This is a genomic window from Amycolatopsis coloradensis, from assembly GCF_037997115.1.
Taxonomy (GTDB): Bacteria; Actinomycetota; Actinomycetes; order Mycobacteriales; family Pseudonocardiaceae; genus Amycolatopsis; species Amycolatopsis coloradensis_A.
Genome location: NZ_CP150484.1, coordinates 2,315,751 through 2,337,127 on the forward strand (window position 1 = coordinate 2,315,751; position 21,377 = coordinate 2,337,127).

Below are 21,377 nucleotides of genomic sequence, written 5' to 3' on the forward strand. Positions count from 1 at the left end.
GGCCTTCACGGTTTCCCCTGTGGCTAGCCGACGTCGCGACGCCGCCAGCCCATGAGCCCGGCCACGAGCGCGACCACGGCGACCGCGGTCAGCCAGACCAGCGGTGTCGCGGTGAACTCCGCGGCGGGCAGTTTCGGAACGTGCGAGAACGGTGAGACGTCCACGACCGCCTGCGGCAGGTCCAGCACCGGGCCGAACAGGCTGAGCAGCAACGCCAGCCCGGCGATCGCCCACGCCGCCGTCGAGAACTTCGGCGCCAGGCCGAAGAGCGTCACGGCGAGGCCGGTGATCACCCACACCGCCGGAAGCTGCGCCAGCGAAGCGACCACCATGTCCCCGACCGAGTCGGAGACACCGCCGGCCCGCATGCCGTTCGACAGTCCCAAAAGGACACCGCTGACGACCATCATCAGCGCCGTGCCGCCGAACGTGAACACGAGATGGCTTCCCAGCAGCCGCATCCTGCTCACGCTCGTCGCGAGCAGTGGCTCGACCCGCACGGCGGTCTCCTCGGCGCGGAGCCGCAACGCGGACTGCACGCCGTGGAGCGCGATGACCATGGCGAACAGGCCGGTCATCGCCGCCATGAAGGCGTCGATCAGCCCGTCCGTGCCGCCGAGGCGCTGGAAGATCTCCTTCGCCTGCCGGCTTTCCCCGACGACGTCGCCGATACCGCTCGCCACCGAGCCGAACACCGCGGCGCAGACCGCCGTGCCGATCAGCCAGCCGATCAACGGCCCCCGGTGCAGCCGCCACGCCAGCGCGAACGGGCTGCGCAGCGACGCCGCCGCCTCGGCGGGCCCGGGACGCGGCGGGATGATGCCGGTGCCGACGTCGCGCCGCGGGAGCAGCGCGTACCCGGCGGCGCCGACGACCACGGTCGCGGCCAGCGGCAGCAGGAACACCCACCAGCGCTCGTCGGCGAACGGCCGGATCTGCTGCGCCCACCCGATCGGGGAAAGCCAGGAGACCCAGGTCGCGTCCGAGGTCGAGTCGCCGACGGCACGCAGCAGGAACGCGACCCCGACCGCGGTGGCGCCGATCCCGTTGGCCGTCCTCGAATACTCGGCGACCTGGACGGCCACCGCAGCGATCGCCGTGAAGACCAGCCCGGTCACCGTGGTGGCGGCGCCGAGCGCGAGCGAGCCGCCGACGGGCAGCTTCGCGCCGATCATCAGCCCGGTCTCGACGAGTCCGATGAGGACACTCGCGCCGGCGGACACCAGCACGCCCGCGGTAAGCAGGGCGTATCGGCCGACCACCGCGGAGGCCAGCAGTTCCGCGCGGCCGGAGTCCTCCTCGGCGCGGGTGTGCCGGGTGACGGTGAAGACCGCCATCAGCCCGGCGGCCAGGGCGAGGAACCCGCCGAGCCGCCAAGCGGTGAACCCGCCCGCGGTCGAGAGGTCGAAGGCCGGGCCGTAGATCAGCGAAAGCGACGGGTTCGCGCCCATGCTCGCGGTGAGCCCGGCCCGTTCGGCGGCCGTCGGGTACAGCGTTTCGAACGTCCCCGAGGAGGTCGAAGGCATGATCCCGAGCAGGACGATCCAGATCGGCAGGACGATCCGGTCCCGCCGCAGCGCCAGCCTGGTCAGCTGCCAAGTGCCGGCGAGTCCGTGCGCGGCACCCGAGACCGCGGGACGGTCCAGCGTCGCGGTCATTTCGCGCTCGCTTCGGTGGTGTAGTGACGGAGGAAGAGCTCTTCGAGTGTCGGCGGCTGGCTGGTCAGGCTGCGGACGCCGACCTGGGTGAGCTGGCGCAGCGCGTCGTCGAGGGAGCGGGTTTCGACATCGAAGCGGACCCGGTTGCCCTCGACCTTGAGGTCGTGGACGTTCTCCAGCCTGGTCAGCCCGTTCGGCGGGCCGGCGAGCTCGGCGGAGATCGACGTCCTGGTGAGGTGCCGGAGCTCGGCCAGCGTGCCGGTCTCGACGGTGTGCCCGTTGCGGATGATGCTGACCTTGTCGCAGAGCGCCTCGACCTCGGCGAGGATGTGGCTCGACAGCAGCACCGTGCGGCCCTGCTCGCGTTCCTCCTGGATCGCGTACTGGAAGGTGGCCTCCATCAGCGGGTCGAGGCCCGAGGTCGGCTCGTCCAGGATCAGCAGGTCCACCTGCGAGGCCAGCGCGGCCACGATCGCGACCTTCTGCCGGTTGCCCTTGGAGTAGGTGCGCCCCTTCTTCCTGGGGTCGAGGTCGAACCGCTCGATCAGATCCTTGCGGCGGCGCTGATCGAGCCCGCCCCGCAGCCGCCCCAGCAGATCGATCACCTCGCCGCCGGACAGGTTGGGCCAGAGGTTCACGTCGCCGGGGACGTAGGCGAGGCGCCGGTGCAGGCTCGCCGCGTCCTTCCAGGGATCGCCGCCGAGCAGGCGGACGTCGCCCGAGTCCGCATGGAGCAGGCCGAGCAGGACCCGGACGGTGGTCGACTTCCCCGCGCCGTTCGGGCCGAGGAAGCCGTGCACCTCCCCAACGGGTACCTGCAGGTCAAGGCCGTCCAAAGCCTTGGTCCGGCCGAAGGATTTGTGGAGGCCGGAGATGGAGATGGCGTTTTCCATGTGCCTGAATGTACAGTGATTTCACGAAGTTGTGAAGTTAAGAAAACGTATGGATGGTGTGATCACTCTGGGGGACGTAGGAGAGGATGTGCTCATGACGACGACGCCTGAGAGTGCTTCGAGCACCCAGAGAGACGAGGACGCCGTCCGCCGTTACGTGGAGCACCTGGGCCTCACGCTCTCCCAGATCGGGATGCAGAGGATGCCCGCCAGGGTGTTCGCCGCGCTGATGACCACCGACGCCGGTCGCCTCACCGCGGCCGAGCTGGCCGACCAGCTCTCGGTGAGCCCCGCCGCGATCTCGGGAGCCGTGCGGTACCTGGAGCAGATCGGGCTGGTCGCGAAGGAGCGCGAACCCGGCTCGCGCCGCGACCACTACCGGCTCTTCGACGACCTCTGGTACGCCACCTTCATGAAGCGCGACCGCATGATCACCATGTGGCGCGACGCGGCCGACGAGGGCGTTTCGGCGCTGGGCGAGGACACGCCGGCGGGCGAGCGGGTCGCCGAGATGCGCGACTTCCTGAGCTTCATGATCAAGGAGCTCAACGACATGTACGCGAAGTGGCACGAGATGCGGGCCGAAAAGGGCAAGTGAGACCCCCCTCGTGCTCGCTTGGAGTACATGAAGGTGTGAAGGTCGAGTTTCCTCGGCTGAGCCGCGTGAAGGGGGCCTTCACGCGCGGCCGCTGTGGTCGCTGGGGCTGGTGGTGTTGCCGGGGCCGCGGATGGCGATCGCGTAGTCCGTGAAGGCCTCCTTGCCTACCTTCAGAGTAGGGAAGGGGGCCTTCACGGACTTGCGACCAACTAGCCGCCGCATCCGTCCTGAACGCTCACGAGGCCACCGCGACCACGAGCGTGCCCGCCAGCCTCTCCGCCCACTGGTCCAGTTCTCCCGGGGACGGCTCCCGGTCCTCGAAGGACGCCAGGAACGCGTACTGGAAACAGGCCCCGAGCAGCAGCGACGCCGCCGCGTCCAGATCCGCGTCCTCGCGAACCCTGCCGAGCCGGACCTCCTCGCCCAAGTACGCGGAGACGCGCACCAGCGGGACGTCCGGCCCGCCCGCCCGGCTCATGACCCGGTCCCGATGGGTCGCGAGCAGTTCCCGCGAGGAGAACAGCGACACCGCGATCGGGAAGCTCTCCAGATAGAACGACAGCGTGATCCGCGCCAGCCGGGCGAGATTCTCCGCGAGCGGTGTGTCCGCCGCGGAGCTCATCAGCTCGTCCAAGGTCGTCCCGAGCGCGGGCAGCCGCTCGGTGAGCACGCTCATGAAGATCTCGGTCTTGTCCTTGAAATGCTTGTACAGCAACGCCTCGGAGTAGCCCGCCGCCCGTGCGATGGCCTTCGTCGTGGCGTGCGCGTAGCCCTGCTCGCGCATCACCTTCGCCGCCGCGGCGACGATCTCCTCGCGGCTTCCCATGTTCGCTCCTGAGGGCTTCTCAGTGTTCGCTCGACAAGTGGTTAGTGAACACTCACCATAGTGGGTGAGTGTTCACTAACCCAGGAAGGCGTGACCATGAAGCTCACTGTTCTCGGTGCCACGGGCGGGGTCGGCTCCGAAGTCGTCAAGCAGGCGCTGGCCGCGGGGCACCACGTCACGGCGGTCGTTCGCGACCCGTCCCGCCTGCACGCCGAAGGTGAACTGCTGGAGGTCGTCGTCGCCCAGCTGTCCGAGCACGGCGCGCTGACCGAGGCGGTGTCCGGGCGCGACGTGGTGATCTCCGCCCTCGGCGCCCGCGACCGCAACCCGACGACCATCGTCACCGACGGGGCGCGCGCCGCGGTCGCCGCGCTCGGATCGGCGGGCACGCGGAGGCTGCTCCTGGTGAGCGCAAGCGGCCCGTTCGTCGACGGCGACGCCTTCTTCACCAGGAACGTCGTCAAGCCGATCCTGGGCAGGGTCCTCCGGCACGCCTTCGCGGACATGGTCGCCGCCGAGCGGATCGTGCGCGCGAGCGACCTCGACTGGACGATCGTGCGCCCGCCGCGCCTGCTGAACGGGCCGCACACCGGCGCGATCGCCGCCCGCACCGACGGCAACGTCCGCGGGAGCTACAGCATCAACCGCGCCGACGTCGCCGACTACCTGCTCCGCGCGGCCGCGGACGACTCGCTCGTCCGTCAGACGGTCTCGATCGCCCGCGGCTGACTCCCGCATTTGGTCCTCTGGATGCGGTTGTCGCATGCGCAACGATCGCGTTCAGAGGACGGAACGCCGGAAGTAGAGTCGCGGGGTGATCAGCCGTGCGGTGGTGCTCGCCCCGATCCTGCTCGCGCAAGCCGTCCGGGTGCGCCGTACGACGCCAAGGCTGCCCGGTGCCGCGGGGCCGGTCACCGGCCTCGTGAAGGGCGACGGCCGCCCGGTGCGGCTCGCGGTGCTCGGCGAGTCCACCGTGGACGGCGTCGGCGCGGCCACCCACGCCGAGGCGCTGACCGGACGGCTCGCGGACGAACTCGCGCGGGACGGCGGCGCGGTCGCCTGGCAGGCACTCGGCAAGACCGGCGCCAACGCGCGCGTGGCGCGCGAGGAGCTGCTGCCACTGCTCGAACCCGCCGACCTCGTGGTGATCGCGCTGGGTGTCAACGACACGATCGAACTGCATTCGGCCACACGCTACCGGCGTGACCTGCTCGACCTCGTCGTCGCCGTGCGGCGCCGGGTGGGCCGGGTCCCGGTGGTGCTCGCGGGCGTGCCGCCGATGGGCCGGTTCCCGTCGCTGCCGCGTCCGCTGCGGGACGTCCTCGGCGCGCGGTCGGCCGTCCTCGACGCCGCGGCCGCGCGGCTGGCGCTGCTACCCGGCGTCGTCCACGTCCCGATGCCCGCCGCGATGCTGGACCCGGCGACCTTCGCCGAGGACCGTTTCCACCCCGGCCCCGAGGGCTACCGGCGCTGGGCCGAACAACTCGCGGACGTGAGCCGACGGCTACTCAGCGACACCATTTCCGGGTAAAAACGCTGATCAGGTCACCCGCCTGCCACAGATTAAGAAATTTCCGCGAAAAAGCTGGCTCTGCGTGTATCTGGTGGCAGCCTCGTTGCGTCCTATGGAGCAGTCGAGGAAATGAGGGACACCCGATGACGACCGAGACCAACACCGCACCCGTCGACGACGAGGCCACGGCCACCGAGGACCTCGAAGAGACCCCGAAGCCGATCACGGCGCCGGTCCCGCCCCGCCCCGGCACCAGCCCGGACGGCAACTGGGAGCCGAACGGCACCAACCCGCCGGTGAACTGAACCAACACAGACAGGTGATGTCCGGAGGCCGAGGGGGCCGCCTCTCGGCGAGTGGCTCGACACGGCTCCGGCCGAACCGGTATTCNGCCGAGGGGGCCTCCGGACATCACCTCCGGGTGCTCCCTTCGGGGGAGGGGGGACGCCCGGACGCGGGCCCGTTGGGGAGCGGGCCCGGGGGGAGGGAAAAGGGCCGGCCGGTGCGCAGTCCACACCTACTCGCGCCGGCCGGTGCCTTTGGTCCTTCACCCCACATCGAGGGGAATGGCCGAAATTCGACAAAAAAGTTAGTGACTTGATGTATCCCAGAGCCTCTTGCACGCTCCTTCTCCCCGAAGGGCCCGCGATACTGCCAGCGCCGACACGAAGACACGTCCGAAGTGGGGCAGATACGGTGACCGACGTGCAAACGACCGAGGTAGACCCGCCATGGGAAGGACTGACCGGTGCCGACCTGCATGCCGCCTGCATGCGCGCGGCGCGGGCCGGTGACCGCCAGGCGATGGACAGACTTGTGCACGAGCTGACCCCGCTCGTGTGGCATGTCGCGCGCGCGAACGGGCTCGACCGCCTGACCGCCGAGGACGTGGTCCAGACGGTGTGGCTCGCCCTGTTCAGTCAGCTCGAGAAACTCCGTGACCCCAAGGCGCTCGCCGCGTGGCTGATCACCACTACCAGACGCGAAGCACAACATCCTTTCGGCCGCCGCGCCCAGCCTGTCCCGCTGACCGACGAGCTGGCCGAGAGCATGGAGAGCACCCACCCGGCCCCCGAAGAGGAAGCCGTCCGCGCCGACCGGGATCGCCGGGTCTGGCGCGCCTTCCTCCGCCTGCCGCATCGCTGTCAGCAGCTCCTTCGGCTGACCGTGCTCGCCGGGAGGGCCGAATACCAACTGGTCGCCGAAGCACTCCGTATGCCGCGCGGAAGTGTCGGCCCGACCAGGGGCCGTTGCCTCGAATCGATGCGCGACCTGCTGGCCCACGAAGGGGGAAGCCGATGAACGACCTCGGGACGCCGGGGGAGATGACCTCCCCGGGCGATGAGGCCTTGCTCGCCGATATCGGGCGCTTCATGGACGAACTGGACCCGCCACCGGGAGACCTGGTGCAGCGGGTTCAGTTCGCGCTCGCGCTCGAAAACCTCGACGTCGAGGTCGCCCGCTGGGAACGGATGGACGCCACCGCGGGCGTTCGTGGCAGCGACACCGGCACGATCACCTTCACCGTCAGCGACCTGACCGTGATGATCAACCTCACCAAGATCGGCAAGAAACACCGGATCGACGGCTGGCTCGTGCCCGCCGGCGAGTACGGAGTGGAGGTTCGTGTCGCCGAGCACGGCACGAGTTCCACCACCGCCGACGAGGGAGGCCGGTTCGTGCTGGACAACGTCCCCCAGGGCACCACCCAGATCGTGATCCACCTCGGCGACGTGACCTGTCGCCGGACCGTCGTGACCCCGACAGTGGTGCTGTAACCGGACGGCTGTTCCGTTATGCGGCGCGGGTGTGCTCCCATAGTGCGTGTGCCCGCGCAGCTTCCTGTCGTTGATTCCGTAGCCGAGGCCGCGGACCTCCATCGTCAGGCGATGGCCGCCGCCGCCGACCACGGCCCGGGCGCCGCGATCAGGTTGTTGCAGCGCGCTTTGTCGTGCCTCGGGCCGCTGAAGGCAGCCGGGCCGGAACGGCTGGAGATCCGGGTCAGGGTGCTGATCAGCCTCGCCGCGGCCGAGGCCGAGGTCCTGTCCCAAGAGGACGGATTCGCTCGGCTGGACGAGGCGGAGCGAGTGCGGCTTTCGCTGCCGGAAGGCGAAACCCGGCGGCTGCTGCGGTTCACCGTCGTCCTGCAGCGCGCCGTCGTCCTGATGCGGATCGGGAGGTTGGAGGAGGCACTCGCGCTCTACGACGCGGTGCTTCCCAGCCTGGCCGACGAGGTGGAGGACCACAGCCTGCTCCTGACCCGGAACATGATGAACCGGGCGTGGCTGCATCTCCAGATGACCAACCCCGACGGCGCCTACCAGGATCTGAGCGGCGCGCTGGACATCGCGGTCAAGTACGGCCATCGCCGCCTCGAAGGGAAGATCCGGCACAACCTGGGTGATCACGCCCAGTTGCTCGGCGACATCCCCGAAGCGCTCCGGCACTACGAACAGGCGGCCTCGATCTTCGTCACCGACGGTCCCGGTTCGCTGCCGCTCGTTCGGCTCGACCAGGCGAAGGCCCTGCTCACCGCCGGGCTCGCCGAGGAAGCGGCGCGACACCTCGACGAGGCGATCCCCGAACTCCGGGACAACGGTGCGCACCATCTCGTCGCGGAAGCGGAGGTCGCGCGGGCCGGGGCCGCCATCCTCGAGGGTGACCACGTTCTCGCGAAGAAGCTCGCGACGTCCGCACGGCGGAGCTTCCTGCGGCGTGGCAACGGCCGGTGGGCGGAGATCGCCGAGTTGACCCGGCTCCGCGCGGACGCGGTGAAGGTACTGGCGGACCGGGAAAAGAAGCCGTCCGCGAAACTGCCGGAGCGGCTGGCCGATCTCGCCATCCGGCTGGCCGGGCTCGGTCTGCGCGACGAAGCGGGCGCGGCCAGGATGTTCGCGGTGCGGTTGCTGATCCGTCGCGAAGAGACGGTCGCCGCGCAGGAACTCCTGGCGCAGGTACCGAAACCTCGGCAGACCACGCCGATCGACCACCGGATGCAGCTGCGGTTGTGCCGGGCCGAACTCGCGGTGGCGTCGCATCGGCCGCGTTCGGCGCTCGCGCAGGCGCGGGCAGGGCTGGCCGAACTCGGGCAGATCCGCGACCGCATGGGCGGGCTCGACCTTGTCTGCGGGACGGCGGCGCACGGCGAGGAGCTGGGCAAACTCGCGCTCACGCTGGTGCTCAAGAAGGCGAGGCGCAGCGGCGCCGGGGCGAAAAGCCTGTTCGCGTGGTTCGAACGCACCCGCGCGCAGGTGTATCGCTACGAACCGCTGCCGGTCATCGAGGATCCCGCGCTCGCCCGGCACATCAACGAAATGCGGCACGTGCAGGGGACGATCCAGGCGCGGCGGTTGTCCGGCGAACCGGTCGGGAAGCTCGAGGAGCGCTACGACCGTTTGCAGCGGGAGGCGACGCGGCTCGGGTGGTACACCAGCCAATGGGGTCGTCCGCGCCCGGTGTCGGCACCCGAAGAGGTGGTGGAGCGCCTCGGCGATCGCGTGCTGGTCAGCCTGATGGGGTATCGCGACACCTTGTACGCGGTGGTCGTCGACCGCGGCCGGTTCCGGCTGCTGAAGCTGGGGCCGCTCGCGGAGATCGTCGAGACCGCGCGGCAGTTGCACGCGGACCTCGACGCGCTGGCCCCGGACAACCTGCCCGCCCCGCTGGTCGAGGTCGTCACCGGTTCCGCGCGGCGCCGGGCGGACAAACTGGACAAGCTGATCTCGGCGTCGCTGGCGAAGACGCTGGAGAACCGCGAGCTGATCATCGTGCCGATCGGCTCGCTGTACGCGTTGCCGTGGGGTGCTTTGCCGTCACTGCACGGACATCCGGTGTCGATCGCGCCGTCGGCGACCGCATGGGTGACCGCGTCCGGGCGGCGGAGCTCCGGCCCGGTCCTGCTCGCCGGCGGGCCTGGGGTGCCGGGTTCGGTCGGTGAGGTGCGGAACCTGCGGACCGTGTACCCGCAGGCCCGCCTCGTCGACGGGAAGGACGCGACCAGCGACGCCGTACTGTCCGCTTTGGACGGTTCCGGGATGGCGCATCTGGTCGCGCACGGCGCGCACGAACCGGCGAACGCGCTGTTCTCGCGGCTGGAGCTCGTCGACGGCCCGTTGTACGCGCACGAAACCGCCCGGCTCGCGAAGCCGCCGGAACGGGTGGTGCTGGCCGCGTGCGAACTCGCGATGAGTCATATCCGGCCCGGCGAGGAGGCGCTCGGTTTCGCCGGGACGCTGCTCGCCAGTGGTTCGCGGACGGTCATCGGCGCGATCGCGCGAGTCGGCGACAAGGCCGCCGCCGCCGCGATGTCCGATCTGCATCGGCGGTTGGCTTCGGGGACCGCGCCCGCTTTGGCGCTCGCGGAAGCGACCGCCGCCGATCCGCTGCGGCGCCCCTTCCTGTGCCTGGGCGCGGGCTGAAGGGGACTTTCGCCGCGTCTTATGGGGTGAAAGCGTCTTTCGCCGCGCCTTATGCGGCTAGGGCGTCCTTCGCCGCGTCCTGTGCGGCTTTGGCGTCCTTCAGTTCCCCACAGGAGTTGTCCACAACCATCGCCCCCTGTGGACAACTCAGCCGAGCGGCCCTTTCCGTCCCCCAACGCCGATAGACTGGACTCGGGGTCGCCCCCCTTGGGAAGGGCGGGGGTGGGGTCAGGCGCGTTCCGCGTGTTTCACCAGGCGAGTGGCCAGGATCGAGATCACGGTGCGCAGGGCCGTGCGGACGGCGGCGCCGGTGCCGGGCAGCGGTTCGGTGAACCGGCCGGCCCAGCGCAGATCCGTACCGCCGGAAGCGTTCGGCGTGAACGAGACTTCGGCGCGATAGTCCTTGAGCGGCGCGAGACCCGCGAAGCCGTAGACGTGCTTTCGGTCCTGTTCGTACTCCAGCGTCTCTTCGTGGAGATACACCGGCCACAGCCCGACGGCCCGGACGGCGCCCACTCCGTCCGCGTCCGGCTTCCGCGCCCAGCGCGAGTGGAACACCACCGGCTTCGCCCATTCCGACCACCGGGAACCATCGGCCTCCAGCGCGAACAGCGAAGCGGGCGAGGCGCTGCTCGTCCGGTTGACCTCGAAGGAGTACGTCTTGCCCATGTGGCGACGATAACCGCTCCGGCCGCCACGGATAAGTCAAGATAGGGGCGTGAGCACGACGCGCCGCGAGATCGCCGCACCACATTGGCTGGTGCAGCTGCTCCGCAGCACACCGGTTCCCATTCCGTGGAACATGGTCGCCCGCGCCGTCCTCGCCCTCGCCGTACCGCTGGCCGTCGGTTACGCGCTCGGCGACATCGCCGTCGGCGCGCTCATCTCCACCGGCGCCCTGCCCACCGTCCTTTCGGAATCCGCCGGCCCGTACCGCTACCGCGCCCGGCGGCTCGGCGGCGCCACCGCGGCCGCCGGCCTCGGCTACTTCGCCGGGTTGATCACGGGCGGCATCCCGGCCGCGTCCATCCCGGTCGTCGTCGGGGTCGCGGCGGTGTCCGCGCTGATCAGCGCGGCGGGCAGCAACGCGTCGGTCGCCGGACTCCAGATGTTCGTCTTCTGCGTCCTCGGCACCGGCCAGCACGTCACCGGCCTGCGCGTCGAAGTCCTTCTCGGCTACTTCTGCGTCGGCGCCGCCTGGAGTCTGCTCGTCGCGCTCGCCACCTGGACCTTCCGCGCCACCAGCCCCGAACGCGGCGCCGTCGCGCACGTCTACGTCGAACTCGCCGCGATGCTGTCCGCGACCGACGAAGCCACCTCCCGCGTCGCGCGCCACCAGCTCACGACCGCGATGAACACCGCGTACGACCGGCTGCTCACCGCGCGATCCTGGCTGTCGGGCCGCGACGCCACCTACCGCCAGCTGCTCAACCTGCTCTCGGCCAGCACCCCCGCCGTCGAGGCGTCCGTCGCGATGGTCAACGCCGGCCGCCGCGCCCCGGAAGACGTGATCGACCACTTCATCGCGACTTCGGCGGCCGTACTCGCGAACCAAGAACTGCCGGAGCCGCCCGAAGCGCCCGAAGGCGCCGACCCGGTCCTCGCCGCGCTCTACGCCGGACTCGCCCGGATAGGCAAGGGCGACAACCGGAAACGGCGCGAGATCCAGCCGTGGCACAAACGCCTCCGCGGCTGGGCGGGGTCGCTCATCTCCGGCCCGCTCACCTGGTTCGCCGCGCTCCGCCTCACGTTGTGCGTCGCGATCGCCGAAGTCGTCGCGCTGCTCGTCCCGTTCGAACGGTCCTACTGGATCACGCTCACCGTCGGCATCGTCCTCAAACCCGACTTCGGCTCGGTGTTCGGCCGCGCCGTGCTGCGCGGCATCGGCACGGTGATCGGCGTGGGCATCGGCGCGGCCGTACTCGCCGCGGGCGGCGAAGGCTGGCTGCTGGTCCTGCTGATCGCCGTGTTCGCGGGCGGCGTCGCGGTCGGCAAGGTCCGCAACTACGGCATCCTCAGCGCCTTCGTGACCCCGCTGATCATCCTGCAGATGGATCTCGCCAGCACCGGAAGCTGGGACGTCGTGCTCGCGCGGCTCGTCGACACCGTGCTCGGCTGCGCGATCGTCCTGATCTTCGGCTACCTGCTCTGGCCGGGCAGCCGGCGGCCGCAGGTCGGCGGACGGCTCGCCGACAGCCTCGACAGCCTGGTGAAATACGTCGACAAGGGGCTCGTGCTCGCGCCGTCGGGCGAAGCGCGATTGGAACGTTCCCGCGCCCGTCGCCGCGCCTACCGCGCACTGGCCGACCTGCGGACCGCGTTCCAGCAGGTCGTCGTCGAACCCTCGGCAGCCGGGCGGCAGGCCGTCGCCTGGTGGCCGGTGATCGCCGGGCTCGAACGCGTCGCCGACGCCGTCACCGAGGTCGGCGTCACCCTCGGCCGCGGCGCCCCTGCCCCGGCCGATGCCGACATCGCCCTCCTGACAGCCGCCCTCACCGAACTCGCGGCCGCCGTCCGCGAAGAACGGGAACCGGCGGAGATGCCGATGCCCGACAACGAGCAGCTGTCGGGCGTCGTCGACCAGATCGGCGCCGCCTTCGACGCCGTGCGCGGCCCGGACCTCGTCGAACGCGCGCCGCTGCGGCTGGTCCGGCGGTTCCTGCCCTACCACCGCCGCGCCTGAGCGTCAGCCGAACCGGATGTGCTTGACGCTCGTCCACTTGCGACGCACGAAACCCCGCAGCGCGCCGTCCGTGTTCGGGGTGAGGGTCAGCCCGGCCGACGCGGCGATCCGATCGGCGACCCGCGCGACGGCGAGCGTGTCCGTGTGGATGTGTTCGCCGAACTCCGCACCGCTCAGCCGGTCCAGGCAGAGGTCGAGCTTCGACACCGCGAAACTCTCGCGCTTCGGCGGCCTCCCCTTCCGCCGTACGGAATGGACGATGCCGCGTTCGCTCAGCCGTCGCAGCACGGTTTCGCGTTCGGCCAGCAGCGCGAAGTGCCGGACGTCGTGCCCGCGGTCGGCCAGCCTGCCGACGATCTCCTCGAAGTACCGGGGCTCCACCAGCGTCATCGGCACGATCACCGGACCGTCCTGTTTGCCGAGTACCAGGTCGAGCACCTCGAAAACGCCCTGGCGCCAGGCGGCGAGGTCCTGGAAGTCGCCACGCAGCCGTGGCGGCATCATCCGGTGCAGGCCGAAACCCGCGACCTCGGGATCGGACAGGACGCTGCCGGGCAGCCGCCGGTGCAGTTCGTGCGCGGTCTGCGTCTTGCCGCCGCCGAACGGGCCGTTGATCCAGACGAGCATGCCGCCGACCCTAGCCACGCGACCACCCGTACGGGGGAGGGTGAGCATCATCTCGAACTAATGTTCGAGTTTTCACGCATAATCGACGCATGCTCGACACTGGTGACACGCTGCCGCCGGGGCCGCGTCACCTGCACATGGTCCGGCCCAACCAGCCCGTTTGGGTCGATCTCAAGTTGGTGTACCCCGTCGGTGCGGTGAAGACCCGCCTGCCCGACGGCCTGGATCTGACCGGCACCGTCCCCGGGCTGCTGGGGATGTGGCGGGCGACGACGACGGGGCACTGGGTCGGCTGGGTCACCTTCCAGCTCGGTCCGGTCGGCCGGGGCGGCACGACGCATTCGCAGTGGGTGCTGGCCGAGGCGCTGCGGCCGCGCGAGGAGCGGAACACGTGGTCGGGCAGCTTCCCCTCCGAGCGGAGGCGATGATCGTCCCGTCTCATGGACGGTATTGACCGCACGCCGGATCGGGCCCACGATGGCCCCGTGTCCGTCCACTGGGAGTCCGAGCCGACGCGTTCGGCCGGCGAAGGCGTCGCCGCATTGCTCCTGCGCCGTGGACGTTTGGGCTCTCCGCCCGCGTAGCTCCTCATCTCGCCAAGTCGTCCGACGGTGAATCCAGGGAGCCTCCATGTCCATCGAACTGCCCGACCGTGTCCGTCTCCGCCCCGCGACCGTCCCCGACGGCGGGATCCTCGAAGGGCCGCGGTTGCTGCGGCGCCTGCCGGAAGGCGTCGAAGAACGCCCGTACGAGCTTTTCGCGCTGCGTCCGCTGGGGCGGGTGATCGGTGCCGAGATCGGCGGTGTCGACCTGGCCCGGCCGCTGACGCCCGCTCTCCACGCCGAGCTGAATCGCGCGCTGCTGGAGTGGAAGGTGTTGTTCTTCCGCGACCAGGACATCACTTCGGAGCACCAACGTGCCTTCGCCGCCAACTGGGGTGAACTGGAGACGAACCCGTTCATCCCGAAAGGGGAGACCGCGGACACCACCCGGTTCACCCGCTCGGCGACCATGCCCGCGTTCGAGAACATCTGGCACGTGGACGTCACCTTCCGGCCAGAGCCCGCGCTCGGTTCGGTCCTGCGGCTGATCGAGATCCCGCCGGTCGGCGGCGACACGATATGGGCCGACATGGCCGCCGCCTACGACAACCTGCCGGAAGACGTCCGCGACCGCGTCGACGGGTTGACCGCGGTGCACGACTTCATCCCCGGCTTCGACCGCTTCTCCGATCCGGAACTGCTGCTGCGCCACCAGGACGCGTTCCCGCCGGTCGAGCATCCGGTCGTCCGCACGCATCCGGAAACCGGGCGGCGCTCCCTCTTCGTGAACCAGGCGTTCACGACGCACATCGTCGGCATGGACCGCGACGAGAGCGACAGGCTCCTGCGGTACCTGTTCAGCCGGGCGCATATCCCGGAGTTCCAGGTGCGCTTCAGCTGGCGGCCGGGTTCGGTGGCCTTCTGGGACAACCGCGCCACCCAGCACTACGCCGTCAACGACTACCACCCGTACGCGCGCGTGGCCGAACGCGTCGCCATCGTGGGCGACCGGCCGTTCTGAGCGTCCCCACGACGGGTGATCGCCGGGGCGTGTTCGCCGGTGCCTGTGTGACGATGTGGCCATGGGCATCAACTTCGATGAATTGAAGAACAAGGCCACCGACGCTCTCCGCGAGCACAACGACAAGATCGAGGGCGGCCTGGACAAGGCGGCGGACTTCGCGAAGTCGAAGTTCTCCGGTCACGATTCGCAGATCGACTCCGGGGTCGAGAAGGCGAAGGGCTTCATCAACAAGTTCGACGACACCCCCGACACCCCGCCCCAGCAGGGCCAGTAACCCCTGCGCGTTTCGTCCTCTGAATGCGGTAGTTGCGTGTGCAAGGACCGCGTTCAGAGGACGAAACGCGTCAGGAGACCTCGCCGATCGCGGTGTCGCCCTCGATCGCGGTGATCCGGCCGCCGCGCTCGCCGAGCGCGATCAGGCCGTCGCGCGCGTCCGGCGCGCTCAGACTGACCCGAACCCCCGCGCGTTCCGCGTCCTTACTGGCCGCAAACGCTTGCGCGCCCTCATAGCCCGCGTTGACCGTCACCGCGAGGCCGCCCGTCGACGCCAGCGAGCCCCGAGCGGCACCCAGCCGTCCTAGCGCTTCGTCGACGATCGGCAGCAGCGCGTCCCGGTTGCCTTCGGTCATCGCCCGCACCAGCGCCGGGCTCGACCCGGCCACCCGCGTGCCGTCCGTGTAGGACCCGGCGGCCAGCGCCATCGCCAGCGGCCCGCCCTGCGCGCCGATCGTGGCCAGGATGGCCGCGAAGATATGCGGCAGATGCGAGATCCGCGCGACCGTCTCGTCGTGCGAGTCCGCCGGAAGCGGCACGACCTGCGCGCCGACGTCCAGCACCAGCCGGGCGACCTCCGCCCAAGCGGTCAGATCGGTGTCGTGCTCGACGCCCAGCACCCACGCCGCGCCGCCGAACAGCGCCGGGTTGCTCGCCTTCCAGCCGGAGTTCGCCGTCCCGGCCATCGGGTGCCCGCCGACGAACTTCGCGTACGGCGCGCGACGGCGGACCGAGTCGAGCACCGGGCCCTTCACGCTGGTCACGTCGGTGAGCACGCAGTGCCCGGCGACCCGCGAAACGGTCCGGAGCACTTCCTCGACCGCGGGCAGCGGCACCGCGAGCACGATCATCGCGTCCCGCTCCGCCGCCTTGCCCAGCGCGGCTTCGACCTGCGTCGTCACGTCGAAACCCGCTCTGCTGGCGGCGTCCGCGTCAGCTTCGGAGGTCGTCGCCCCGAACGTGGTGCGGCCGATCGAATGCGCCGCGCGCAGCAGCGAACCACCGATCAACCCGAGCCCGATCACGCATACGTCCCGCACAAGGGTTCATCCTGCCATCTACGAGGCCACTCGTCAGAGAACGGCGGCGAGGCGGGTTCCCTGATCGATGGCGCGTTTGGCGTCCAGCTCGGCCGCGACGTCGGCGCCGCCGATCAGGTGCACCGGCAGTCCGGCCGTGCGCAGGTCGTCCACGAGGTCGCGCACCGGCTCCTGTCCCGCGCAGACGACGACGTTGTCCACATCGAGCACGCGCGGCCGGTCACCGACGGTGATGTGCAGGCCGTCGTCGTCGATCCGGTCGTAGGTGACCCCGGTGAGCTGCTCGACGCGTTTGGCCTTCAGCGCGGCCCGGTGCACCCACCCGCTGGTCTTGCCCAGTCCCGCGCCGATGCCGGACTTCTTGCGTTGCAGGAGGAAGACCTGCCGCGGTGACGGCTCGACCTTCCGCTCGGTCAGCCCGCCCGCCGCCCGCTCGGGATCGGTGACGCCCCATTCGGCCATCCAGGCGTCGAGATCGAGCGCGGGGGAGGTGGTGTGCGTCAGGAACTCGCTGACGTCCACGCCGATCCCGCCCGCGCCGATCACGGCGACCTTGCCGCCTACCGGTTTCCCGTGCCGCACGACGTCCACATAGGACAGAACCTTGGGGTGGTCGATACCGGGGAGCGACGGCACCCTCGGCGTCACGCCGGTGGCCAGCACGACCTCGTCGAACCCGGCGTCGATCAGATCGGCGGCGGCCACGCGCGTGCCGAGGCGCACCTTGACACCGGTGACCTCCAGCCGTCGCGTGTAGTAGCGGATGGTCTCCGCGAACTCCTCCTTGCCCGGGATCTTCCGCGCGATCCCGAACTGGCCGCCGATCTCGTCGTCGGCTTCGAACAGTTCGACCGTGTGCCCGCGTTCGGCCAGGCCGGTCGCGGCCGCGAGCCCGGCGGGACCAGCGCCGACGACGGCGACGCGTTTGGTCTCGCGCGTGGGCGAAAGCGTCAGCGTGGTCTCGTGGCCCGCACGCGGATTAACCATGCAGGACACCAGTTTCCGCTTGAACGCGTGGTCGAGACAGGCCTGGTTGCAGGCGATGCAGGTGTTGATCTCGTCCTCGCGCCCGCTCTCGGCCTTGCGGATCCATTCCGGGTCGGCGAGGAACGGCCGCGCCATCGACACCAGGTCCGCGTCGCCGCTCGCCAGCGCCTCCTCGGCGACCTCGGGCATGTTGATCCGGTTCGACGTGACCACCGGGATCCCGACGTGCGGTTTGAGCTTGCCGGTCACCCAGGTGAACGCCGCGCGCGGCACGGACGTCACGATCGTGGGCACCCTCGCCTCGTGCCAGCCGATGCCGGTGTTGATGATCGTCGCGCCCGCCTCTTCGACCTCCTTGGCCAGCGCGACGACGTCTTCCCAGCGCTGTCCGCCTTCGACGAGGTCCAACATGGACAGTCGATAGATGATGATGAAGTCCTCGCCGACCGCTTCCCGCGTGCGGCGCACGATCTCGACGGCGATCCGGCGCCGGTTCTCCGCGCTGCCGCCCCATTTGTCGGTGCGTTTGTTGGTCCGCTCGGCGAGGAACTGATTGATGAAGTAGCCCTCGGAGCCCATGATCTCGACGCCGTCGTAGCCCGCTTCCTTGGCCAGGAAGGCACAATCGGCGAACGCGCGGATCTGCCGCAGCACGCCGTACCCCGAGAGGGCCCGCGGTTTGAACGGGTTGATCGGTGCCTTGATACCCGACGCGGAAACGCTCAGCGGGTGATAGGAATACCGGCCGGCATGCAGGATCTGCAACGCGATCTTGCCGCCGGCCTCGTGCACCGGATCGGTGAGTTGCTTGTGCGCCTTGGCTTCCGCGCGCGTCGACAGCTTCGACGCCAGCGGCAGGAGCCAGCCGGTCCGGTTCGGCGCGAAGCCGCCGGTGACGATCAGCCCGACGCCGCCGCGGGCACGTTCGGCGTAGTACTCGGCCAGTTGCGGGAAATGCGCTTCCTTGTCCTCGAGACCGGTGTGCATCGAGCCCATGATCACCCTGTTGCGCAGGGTGGTGAAGCCGAGGTCGAGAGGGGACAGCAGGTTCGGGTACGGGCTCATCGCTGGTCCTTACGCGTCGTGGTGGAATGCCCGGAGGACTTCCTCGAGCCACTCGACGTGGCCCTGTTCGGTTCGGATTCCTCCGCGCAGCACGAGGAACTGGTGCAACGACTGTCCACTGAGGACACTAGGTTCGGGGAAGTCGCGCTTCTCGATCAGCAGGTACGCGTCGAGCTGTGCCGCGTGCGCGTCGCGATGCCGGGTGACCTCGGCGGCGACGGCGGCCGGATCGCCGAGCGCCGCGCCGCGGATCTTCACGGCGAGCTCCCTGGCGGTGGCCGACGGATCGGGTTCGGCGAGCCAGCGGGCGAGTTCGGCCCGCCCCGCGTCGCCGACGGTGTAGACCTTCTTGTCGGGTTTCCCGGACTGCGCGACCGGGGCGACGGCGACCCAGCCCGCGTCCTCCATCCGCTTGAGGACGCGGTAGATCTGCTGGTGGGTGGCGCTCCACCACAGTCCGATGGACTTCTCGAAGCGCCGCGTCAGCTCGTAGCCCGAGCCGGACCGCTCGGACAGTGAAACCAGGATCGCGTGCTCCAGTGCCATGCACCTAGTTTCATATGCACCTAGTTGCACTGCAAGGCGACGCACGTCACAAAGCGCGTGAAGGCCCCCTTCCCTCGGCTCAGCCGTGGGAAGGGACGCCGAGGTCGAACTCCATGNAGAGCGGGACGACACCGAGCGCGAACTTGCCCTCGTTCGGCACGGTCCGGTTTTCGAACGTGGCCTTCCCTCGGCTCAGCCGTGGGAAGGGGGCCTTCACGCGGGAAAGCTACGGCTTGCGGGCGATACCCCCGATGACGCGGGACTCCGAGGGGTTCGCGGCGAAGAGGGTCTTCTTGTCCGGGTGCCACGCCGGCGCGTAGACCAGGCCCGGCTCCAGCAGCGGCCAGCCGCCGAAGAACCGCCGGAACTCGTCCATGGTGCGCAGGAAACCGGGGTTCGTCGTGGTCTCGTAGTACTCGAGGATGTCGAGCAGCGCCTGCCGTTCCTCGTCGTTGGCCGGGTTCTCGTTGGTCATCTGCGAAAGCACCAGCAGTGAACCCGGCGCGAGCCGGTCGCGGTAGAAGTCCAGCAGCCCGTCGGGATCCTGCTCGTCCTTGATGAAGTGCATGACCGCGTTGACCACCAGCGCGATCGGCTCCCGGACGTCGATGATGCCGGAGTCCATCACCCGGTTCCAGAGGTCTTCGGGGTCGAACAGATCGGCGGCGATCGCGTGGTGACGGTCGGGGTCCGCGGTGTCGGCGAGCAGCAGCGTCGAATGCGCGAGCGCGATCGGCTCGTTGTCGATGTAGAGGACGTGCGTGTCCTCCTGCGGCCGCGCCTCGTCGGCGACCTCGTGCACGTTGCCCGCGGTCGGCAGGCCGGAACCGATGTCGACGAACTGCTTGATGCCCAGCTCCGCGCAGTGCCGCACGGCCCGGCCGAGGAACTGCCTGCTGGTCTTGCAGTAGTCGCCCATGAGCGGCAGGCGCTCGCGCACCTTCTCGGCGAAGTCGCGGTCGATGGCGTAGTGGGTGCCGCCGCCGATGAAGTAGTCGTAGACCCGGGCCGCGGACGGCCGGTCCAAGCTGTTCTCGACGGCCCTGAGCGCCGCGTCGTGATCGATCATCGTCATCCCTTTGTCCGCGCCGGAAATCCCATGCTAACCGGCCGGGACGTAGGCCTCGCGGTAGGCGTTCACGGATTCGGTCAAGCGATCGAGCTCCGCGCGGGTGCGGGCGAGACCGGCCGCGTCGAGGCCCATCGCGTCACCGATGATCTTCGGGATCCCGCTCGCGCGTTCCCGGAGCCGGGCGCCGTCCTCGGTCAGGCTGATGCGGACGGACCGTTCGTCGTCGGCTTGGCGGACGCGCTCGACCAGTCCGGACTTCTCCAGCCGCTTGAGCAGCGGCGACAGCGTGCCGGAGTCGAGGTTCAGCACGGTGCCGAGTTCCTTGACCAGCCGCTCGTCCTCCTCCCAGAGCGCGAGCATCACCAGGTACTGCGGATAGGTCAGGCCCAGATCGTCGAGCACGACGCGATAGAGCGCGGTCACGGCCCGCGATGCCGCGTAGAGCCCGAAACACAGCTGATCGTCCAGGCACAGCGATCCGGTGTTGTCCGTCGGCATCGGTCCTCCTCGTCCCCATGGTGCGCCGATCATGCCGCAGATCGCCACTCGGGTGAGCCAAATCTCCTTGAGTGCATTTTAGTTGCGCACAACTAAGTTGCGAGCTACTTTTGCTGCATCGACTTTGGAACCCAGGAGGCAGAAATGACCGCCAACCCGCACAACCTGGCCCTCGAACCGGCCGCGCAGGCTTTCGTCGAGGCCACCGCCACCCCGCCGTTCCTCTTCCAGCTGCCGCCGGAGGAAGGACGCAAGGCCGTCGACGAGGTCCAGGGCGGCGACGTCGAGCTGCCCGCCGCGGACGTCGAGACCACGCACGTGGACGGCGTCGAGGTCCGCATCGTCCGGCCCCAGGGCGTGACCGGCCCGCTGCCCGTGATCGTCTACATCCACGGCGCCGGCTGGGTCTTCGGCAACTTCCACACCCACGAGCGCCTGGTCCGCGAGCTCGCCGTCGGAGCGGGCGCGGCCGTCGTCTTCCCCGAATACGACCGCTCGCCGGAGGCGCGCTACCCGGTCGCCATCGAGCAGAACTACGCCGTGGCGAAGTGGGTCGCCGAGCACGGCGCCGAAAACGGGCTCGACGGCACGAGGATCGCGATCGCCGGCGACTCCGTCGGCGGCAACATGACCGCCGCGCTCACCCTCCTCGCGAAGCAGCGCGGCGACGTCATCTTCCGGCAGCAGGTGCTCTTCTACCCGGTCACCGACGCGAACTTCGGCACCGAGTCCTACCGGCGGTTCGCCGAGGGGTACTTCCTCGCCCTCGACGGCATGAAGTGGTTCTGGGACCAGTACACGACCGACCCGGCGCAGCGCGCGGAAATCACCGCTTCACCGCTGCGGGCGAGCCTCGACGAGCTCGCGGACCTGCCGCCCGCGCTCGTGATCACCGCCGAGGCCGACGTCCTGCGCGACGAAGGCGAGGCGTACGCCGCCAAGCTGCGTCAGGCCGGAGTTCCGGTGACCGCCGTGCGGTACCAGGGCATCGTGCACGACTTCGTCATGCTCAACACGTTGCGCGGAACGCACGCCGCGGAAGCCGCGATCGCGCAGGCGATCGGGGTGCTGCGCACCGCGCTCGAAGGCTGAGCGATTTGTCCAGGGTGACACG

Annotated in this window: 22 protein-coding genes; 12 read left to right on the plus strand and 10 right to left on the minus strand. The window is 69.7% G+C overall.

Features of this window, described 5'->3' with window-relative positions; genetic code table 11:
* Nucleotides 1–23 precede the first annotated feature (23 nt).
* Nucleotides 24–1,658 (minus strand): ABC transporter permease, encoded by a 1,635-nt coding sequence (locus LCL61_RS10900; protein ID WP_340686720.1) that lies wholly within the window; start codon nt 1,656–1,658, stop codon nt 24–26.
* Nucleotides 1,655–2,551, minus strand: coding sequence for an ABC transporter ATP-binding protein (locus LCL61_RS10905; RefSeq protein WP_340686721.1), 897 nt, complete (start codon nt 2,549–2,551; stop codon nt 1,655–1,657). The genes LCL61_RS10900 and LCL61_RS10905 overlap by 4 nt, the downstream gene beginning before the upstream one ends.
* Before the next feature lie 94 nt (nt 2,552–2,645).
* Between LCL61_RS10905 and LCL61_RS10910 the strand changes: the two genes are divergently transcribed.
* On the plus strand, nt 2,646–3,149 hold the full coding sequence (locus LCL61_RS10910) for a GbsR/MarR family transcriptional regulator (RefSeq protein ID WP_192747577.1): 504 nt from the start codon (nt 2,646–2,648) through the stop codon (nt 3,147–3,149).
* A 235-nt stretch (nt 3,150–3,384) separates the two neighbouring features.
* Here LCL61_RS10910 and LCL61_RS10915 read toward each other — a convergent pair whose 3' ends face one another.
* Nucleotides 3,385–3,975 (minus strand): helix-turn-helix domain-containing protein, encoded by a 591-nt coding sequence (locus tag LCL61_RS10915; protein WP_340686722.1) that lies wholly within the window; start codon nt 3,973–3,975, stop codon nt 3,385–3,387.
* A gap of 96 nt (nt 3,976–4,071) precedes the next feature.
* On the opposite strand from LCL61_RS10915, the gene LCL61_RS10920 reads away from it, so the two are divergent.
* The 6 genes from LCL61_RS10920 to LCL61_RS10945 all read left to right on the plus strand — a co-directional run bounded on the left by LCL61_RS10920 (nt 4,072) and on the right by LCL61_RS10945 (nt 9,906).
* A complete protein-coding gene (locus tag LCL61_RS10920; RefSeq protein WP_340686723.1) occupies nt 4,072–4,704 on the plus strand; it encodes an NAD(P)-dependent oxidoreductase in 633 nt (210 codons plus the stop codon).
* Nucleotides 4,705–4,789: 85 nt separating this feature from the next.
* The gene (locus LCL61_RS10925; RefSeq protein ID WP_340686724.1) at nt 4,790–5,506 is read left to right on the plus strand and encodes an SGNH/GDSL hydrolase family protein; all 717 of its coding nucleotides are present in this window, start codon (nt 4,790–4,792) and stop codon (nt 5,504–5,506) included.
* Between the two features lie 125 nt (nt 5,507–5,631).
* A complete protein-coding gene (locus tag LCL61_RS10930) occupies nt 5,632–5,793 on the plus strand; it encodes a hypothetical protein (RefSeq protein WP_340686725.1) in 162 nt (53 codons plus the stop codon).
* Between the two features lie 391 nt (nt 5,794–6,184).
* Nucleotides 6,185–6,790 (plus strand): RNA polymerase sigma factor, encoded by a 606-nt coding sequence (locus LCL61_RS10935; protein ID WP_007030724.1) that lies wholly within the window; start codon nt 6,185–6,187, stop codon nt 6,788–6,790.
* Nucleotides 6,787–7,266, plus strand: coding sequence for a hypothetical protein (locus LCL61_RS10940; RefSeq protein WP_007030725.1), 480 nt, complete (start codon nt 6,787–6,789; stop codon nt 7,264–7,266). Before LCL61_RS10935 ends, LCL61_RS10940 begins: the two co-directional genes overlap by 4 nt.
* A 111-nt stretch (nt 7,267–7,377) precedes the next feature.
* On the plus strand, nt 7,378–9,906 hold the full coding sequence (locus tag LCL61_RS10945) for a CHAT domain-containing protein (protein WP_340686726.1): 2,529 nt from the start codon (nt 7,378–7,380) through the stop codon (nt 9,904–9,906).
* 228 nt (nt 9,907–10,134) lie between these two features.
* On the opposite strand, the gene LCL61_RS10950 is transcribed toward LCL61_RS10945, so the two are convergent.
* On the minus strand, nt 10,135–10,575 hold the full coding sequence (locus tag LCL61_RS10950; protein WP_340686727.1) for an SRPBCC family protein: 441 nt from the start codon (nt 10,573–10,575) through the stop codon (nt 10,135–10,137).
* A gap of 49 nt (nt 10,576–10,624) precedes the next feature.
* On the opposite strand from LCL61_RS10950, the gene LCL61_RS10955 reads away from it, so the two are divergent.
* Complete coding sequence (locus LCL61_RS10955) at nt 10,625–12,589, plus strand: FUSC family protein (RefSeq protein WP_340686728.1); 1,965 nt, start codon at nt 10,625–10,627, stop codon at nt 12,587–12,589.
* Nucleotides 12,590–12,592: 3 nt separating this feature from the next.
* Here LCL61_RS10955 and LCL61_RS10960 read toward each other — a convergent pair whose 3' ends face one another.
* Complete coding sequence (locus LCL61_RS10960) at nt 12,593–13,216, minus strand: AAA family ATPase (protein WP_340686729.1); 624 nt, start codon at nt 13,214–13,216, stop codon at nt 12,593–12,595.
* A gap of 89 nt (nt 13,217–13,305) precedes the next feature.
* On the opposite strand from LCL61_RS10960, the gene LCL61_RS10965 reads away from it, so the two are divergent.
* The 3 genes from LCL61_RS10965 (at nt 13,306) to LCL61_RS10975 (ending at nt 15,056) form a co-directional block, all read left to right on the plus strand.
* Nucleotides 13,306–13,644, plus strand: a complete 339-nt coding sequence (locus LCL61_RS10965) for a hypothetical protein (protein ID WP_340686730.1) — start codon at nt 13,306–13,308, stop codon at nt 13,642–13,644.
* 202 nt (nt 13,645–13,846) lie between these two features.
* Complete coding sequence (locus tag LCL61_RS10970) at nt 13,847–14,779, plus strand: TauD/TfdA dioxygenase family protein (protein ID WP_340686731.1); 933 nt, start codon at nt 13,847–13,849, stop codon at nt 14,777–14,779.
* A 61-nt stretch (nt 14,780–14,840) separates the two neighbouring features.
* Complete coding sequence (locus tag LCL61_RS10975) at nt 14,841–15,056, plus strand: antitoxin (RefSeq protein WP_340686732.1); 216 nt, start codon at nt 14,841–14,843, stop codon at nt 15,054–15,056.
* A 70-nt stretch (nt 15,057–15,126) separates the two neighbouring features.
* Here the strand turns inward: LCL61_RS10975 and LCL61_RS10980 are convergent, their stop codons facing one another.
* The 5 genes from LCL61_RS10980 to LCL61_RS11000 form a co-directional block, all read right to left on the minus strand.
* Nucleotides 15,127–16,080: a prephenate dehydrogenase gene (locus tag LCL61_RS10980; RefSeq protein WP_340688551.1), complete on the minus strand. Its 954-nt coding sequence runs from the start codon at nt 16,078–16,080 to the stop codon at nt 15,127–15,129.
* A 48-nt stretch (nt 16,081–16,128) separates the two neighbouring features.
* Nucleotides 16,129–18,147 carry an NADPH-dependent 2,4-dienoyl-CoA reductase gene (locus tag LCL61_RS10985; protein WP_340686733.1) on the minus strand — a complete coding sequence of 673 codons (2,019 nt, stop codon included), beginning with the start codon at nt 18,145–18,147 and terminating at the stop codon, nt 16,129–16,131.
* Nucleotides 18,148–18,156: 9 nt separating this feature from the next.
* Nucleotides 18,157–18,693, minus strand: coding sequence for a PadR family transcriptional regulator (locus tag LCL61_RS10990; RefSeq protein WP_340686734.1), 537 nt, complete (start codon nt 18,691–18,693; stop codon nt 18,157–18,159).
* Between the two features lie 226 nt (nt 18,694–18,919).
* Complete coding sequence (locus LCL61_RS10995) at nt 18,920–19,768, minus strand: SAM-dependent methyltransferase (RefSeq protein WP_340686735.1); 849 nt, start codon at nt 19,766–19,768, stop codon at nt 18,920–18,922.
* 27 nt (nt 19,769–19,795) lie between these two features.
* Nucleotides 19,796–20,263 (minus strand): MarR family transcriptional regulator, encoded by a 468-nt coding sequence (locus LCL61_RS11000; RefSeq protein ID WP_340686736.1) that lies wholly within the window; start codon nt 20,261–20,263, stop codon nt 19,796–19,798.
* A gap of 144 nt (nt 20,264–20,407) precedes the next feature.
* On the opposite strand from LCL61_RS11000, the gene LCL61_RS11005 reads away from it, so the two are divergent.
* Nucleotides 20,408–21,355 carry an alpha/beta hydrolase gene (locus LCL61_RS11005; protein WP_340686737.1) on the plus strand — a complete coding sequence of 316 codons (948 nt, stop codon included), beginning with the start codon at nt 20,408–20,410 and terminating at the stop codon, nt 21,353–21,355.
* The last annotated feature ends 22 nt before the right edge of the window (nt 21,356–21,377 follow it).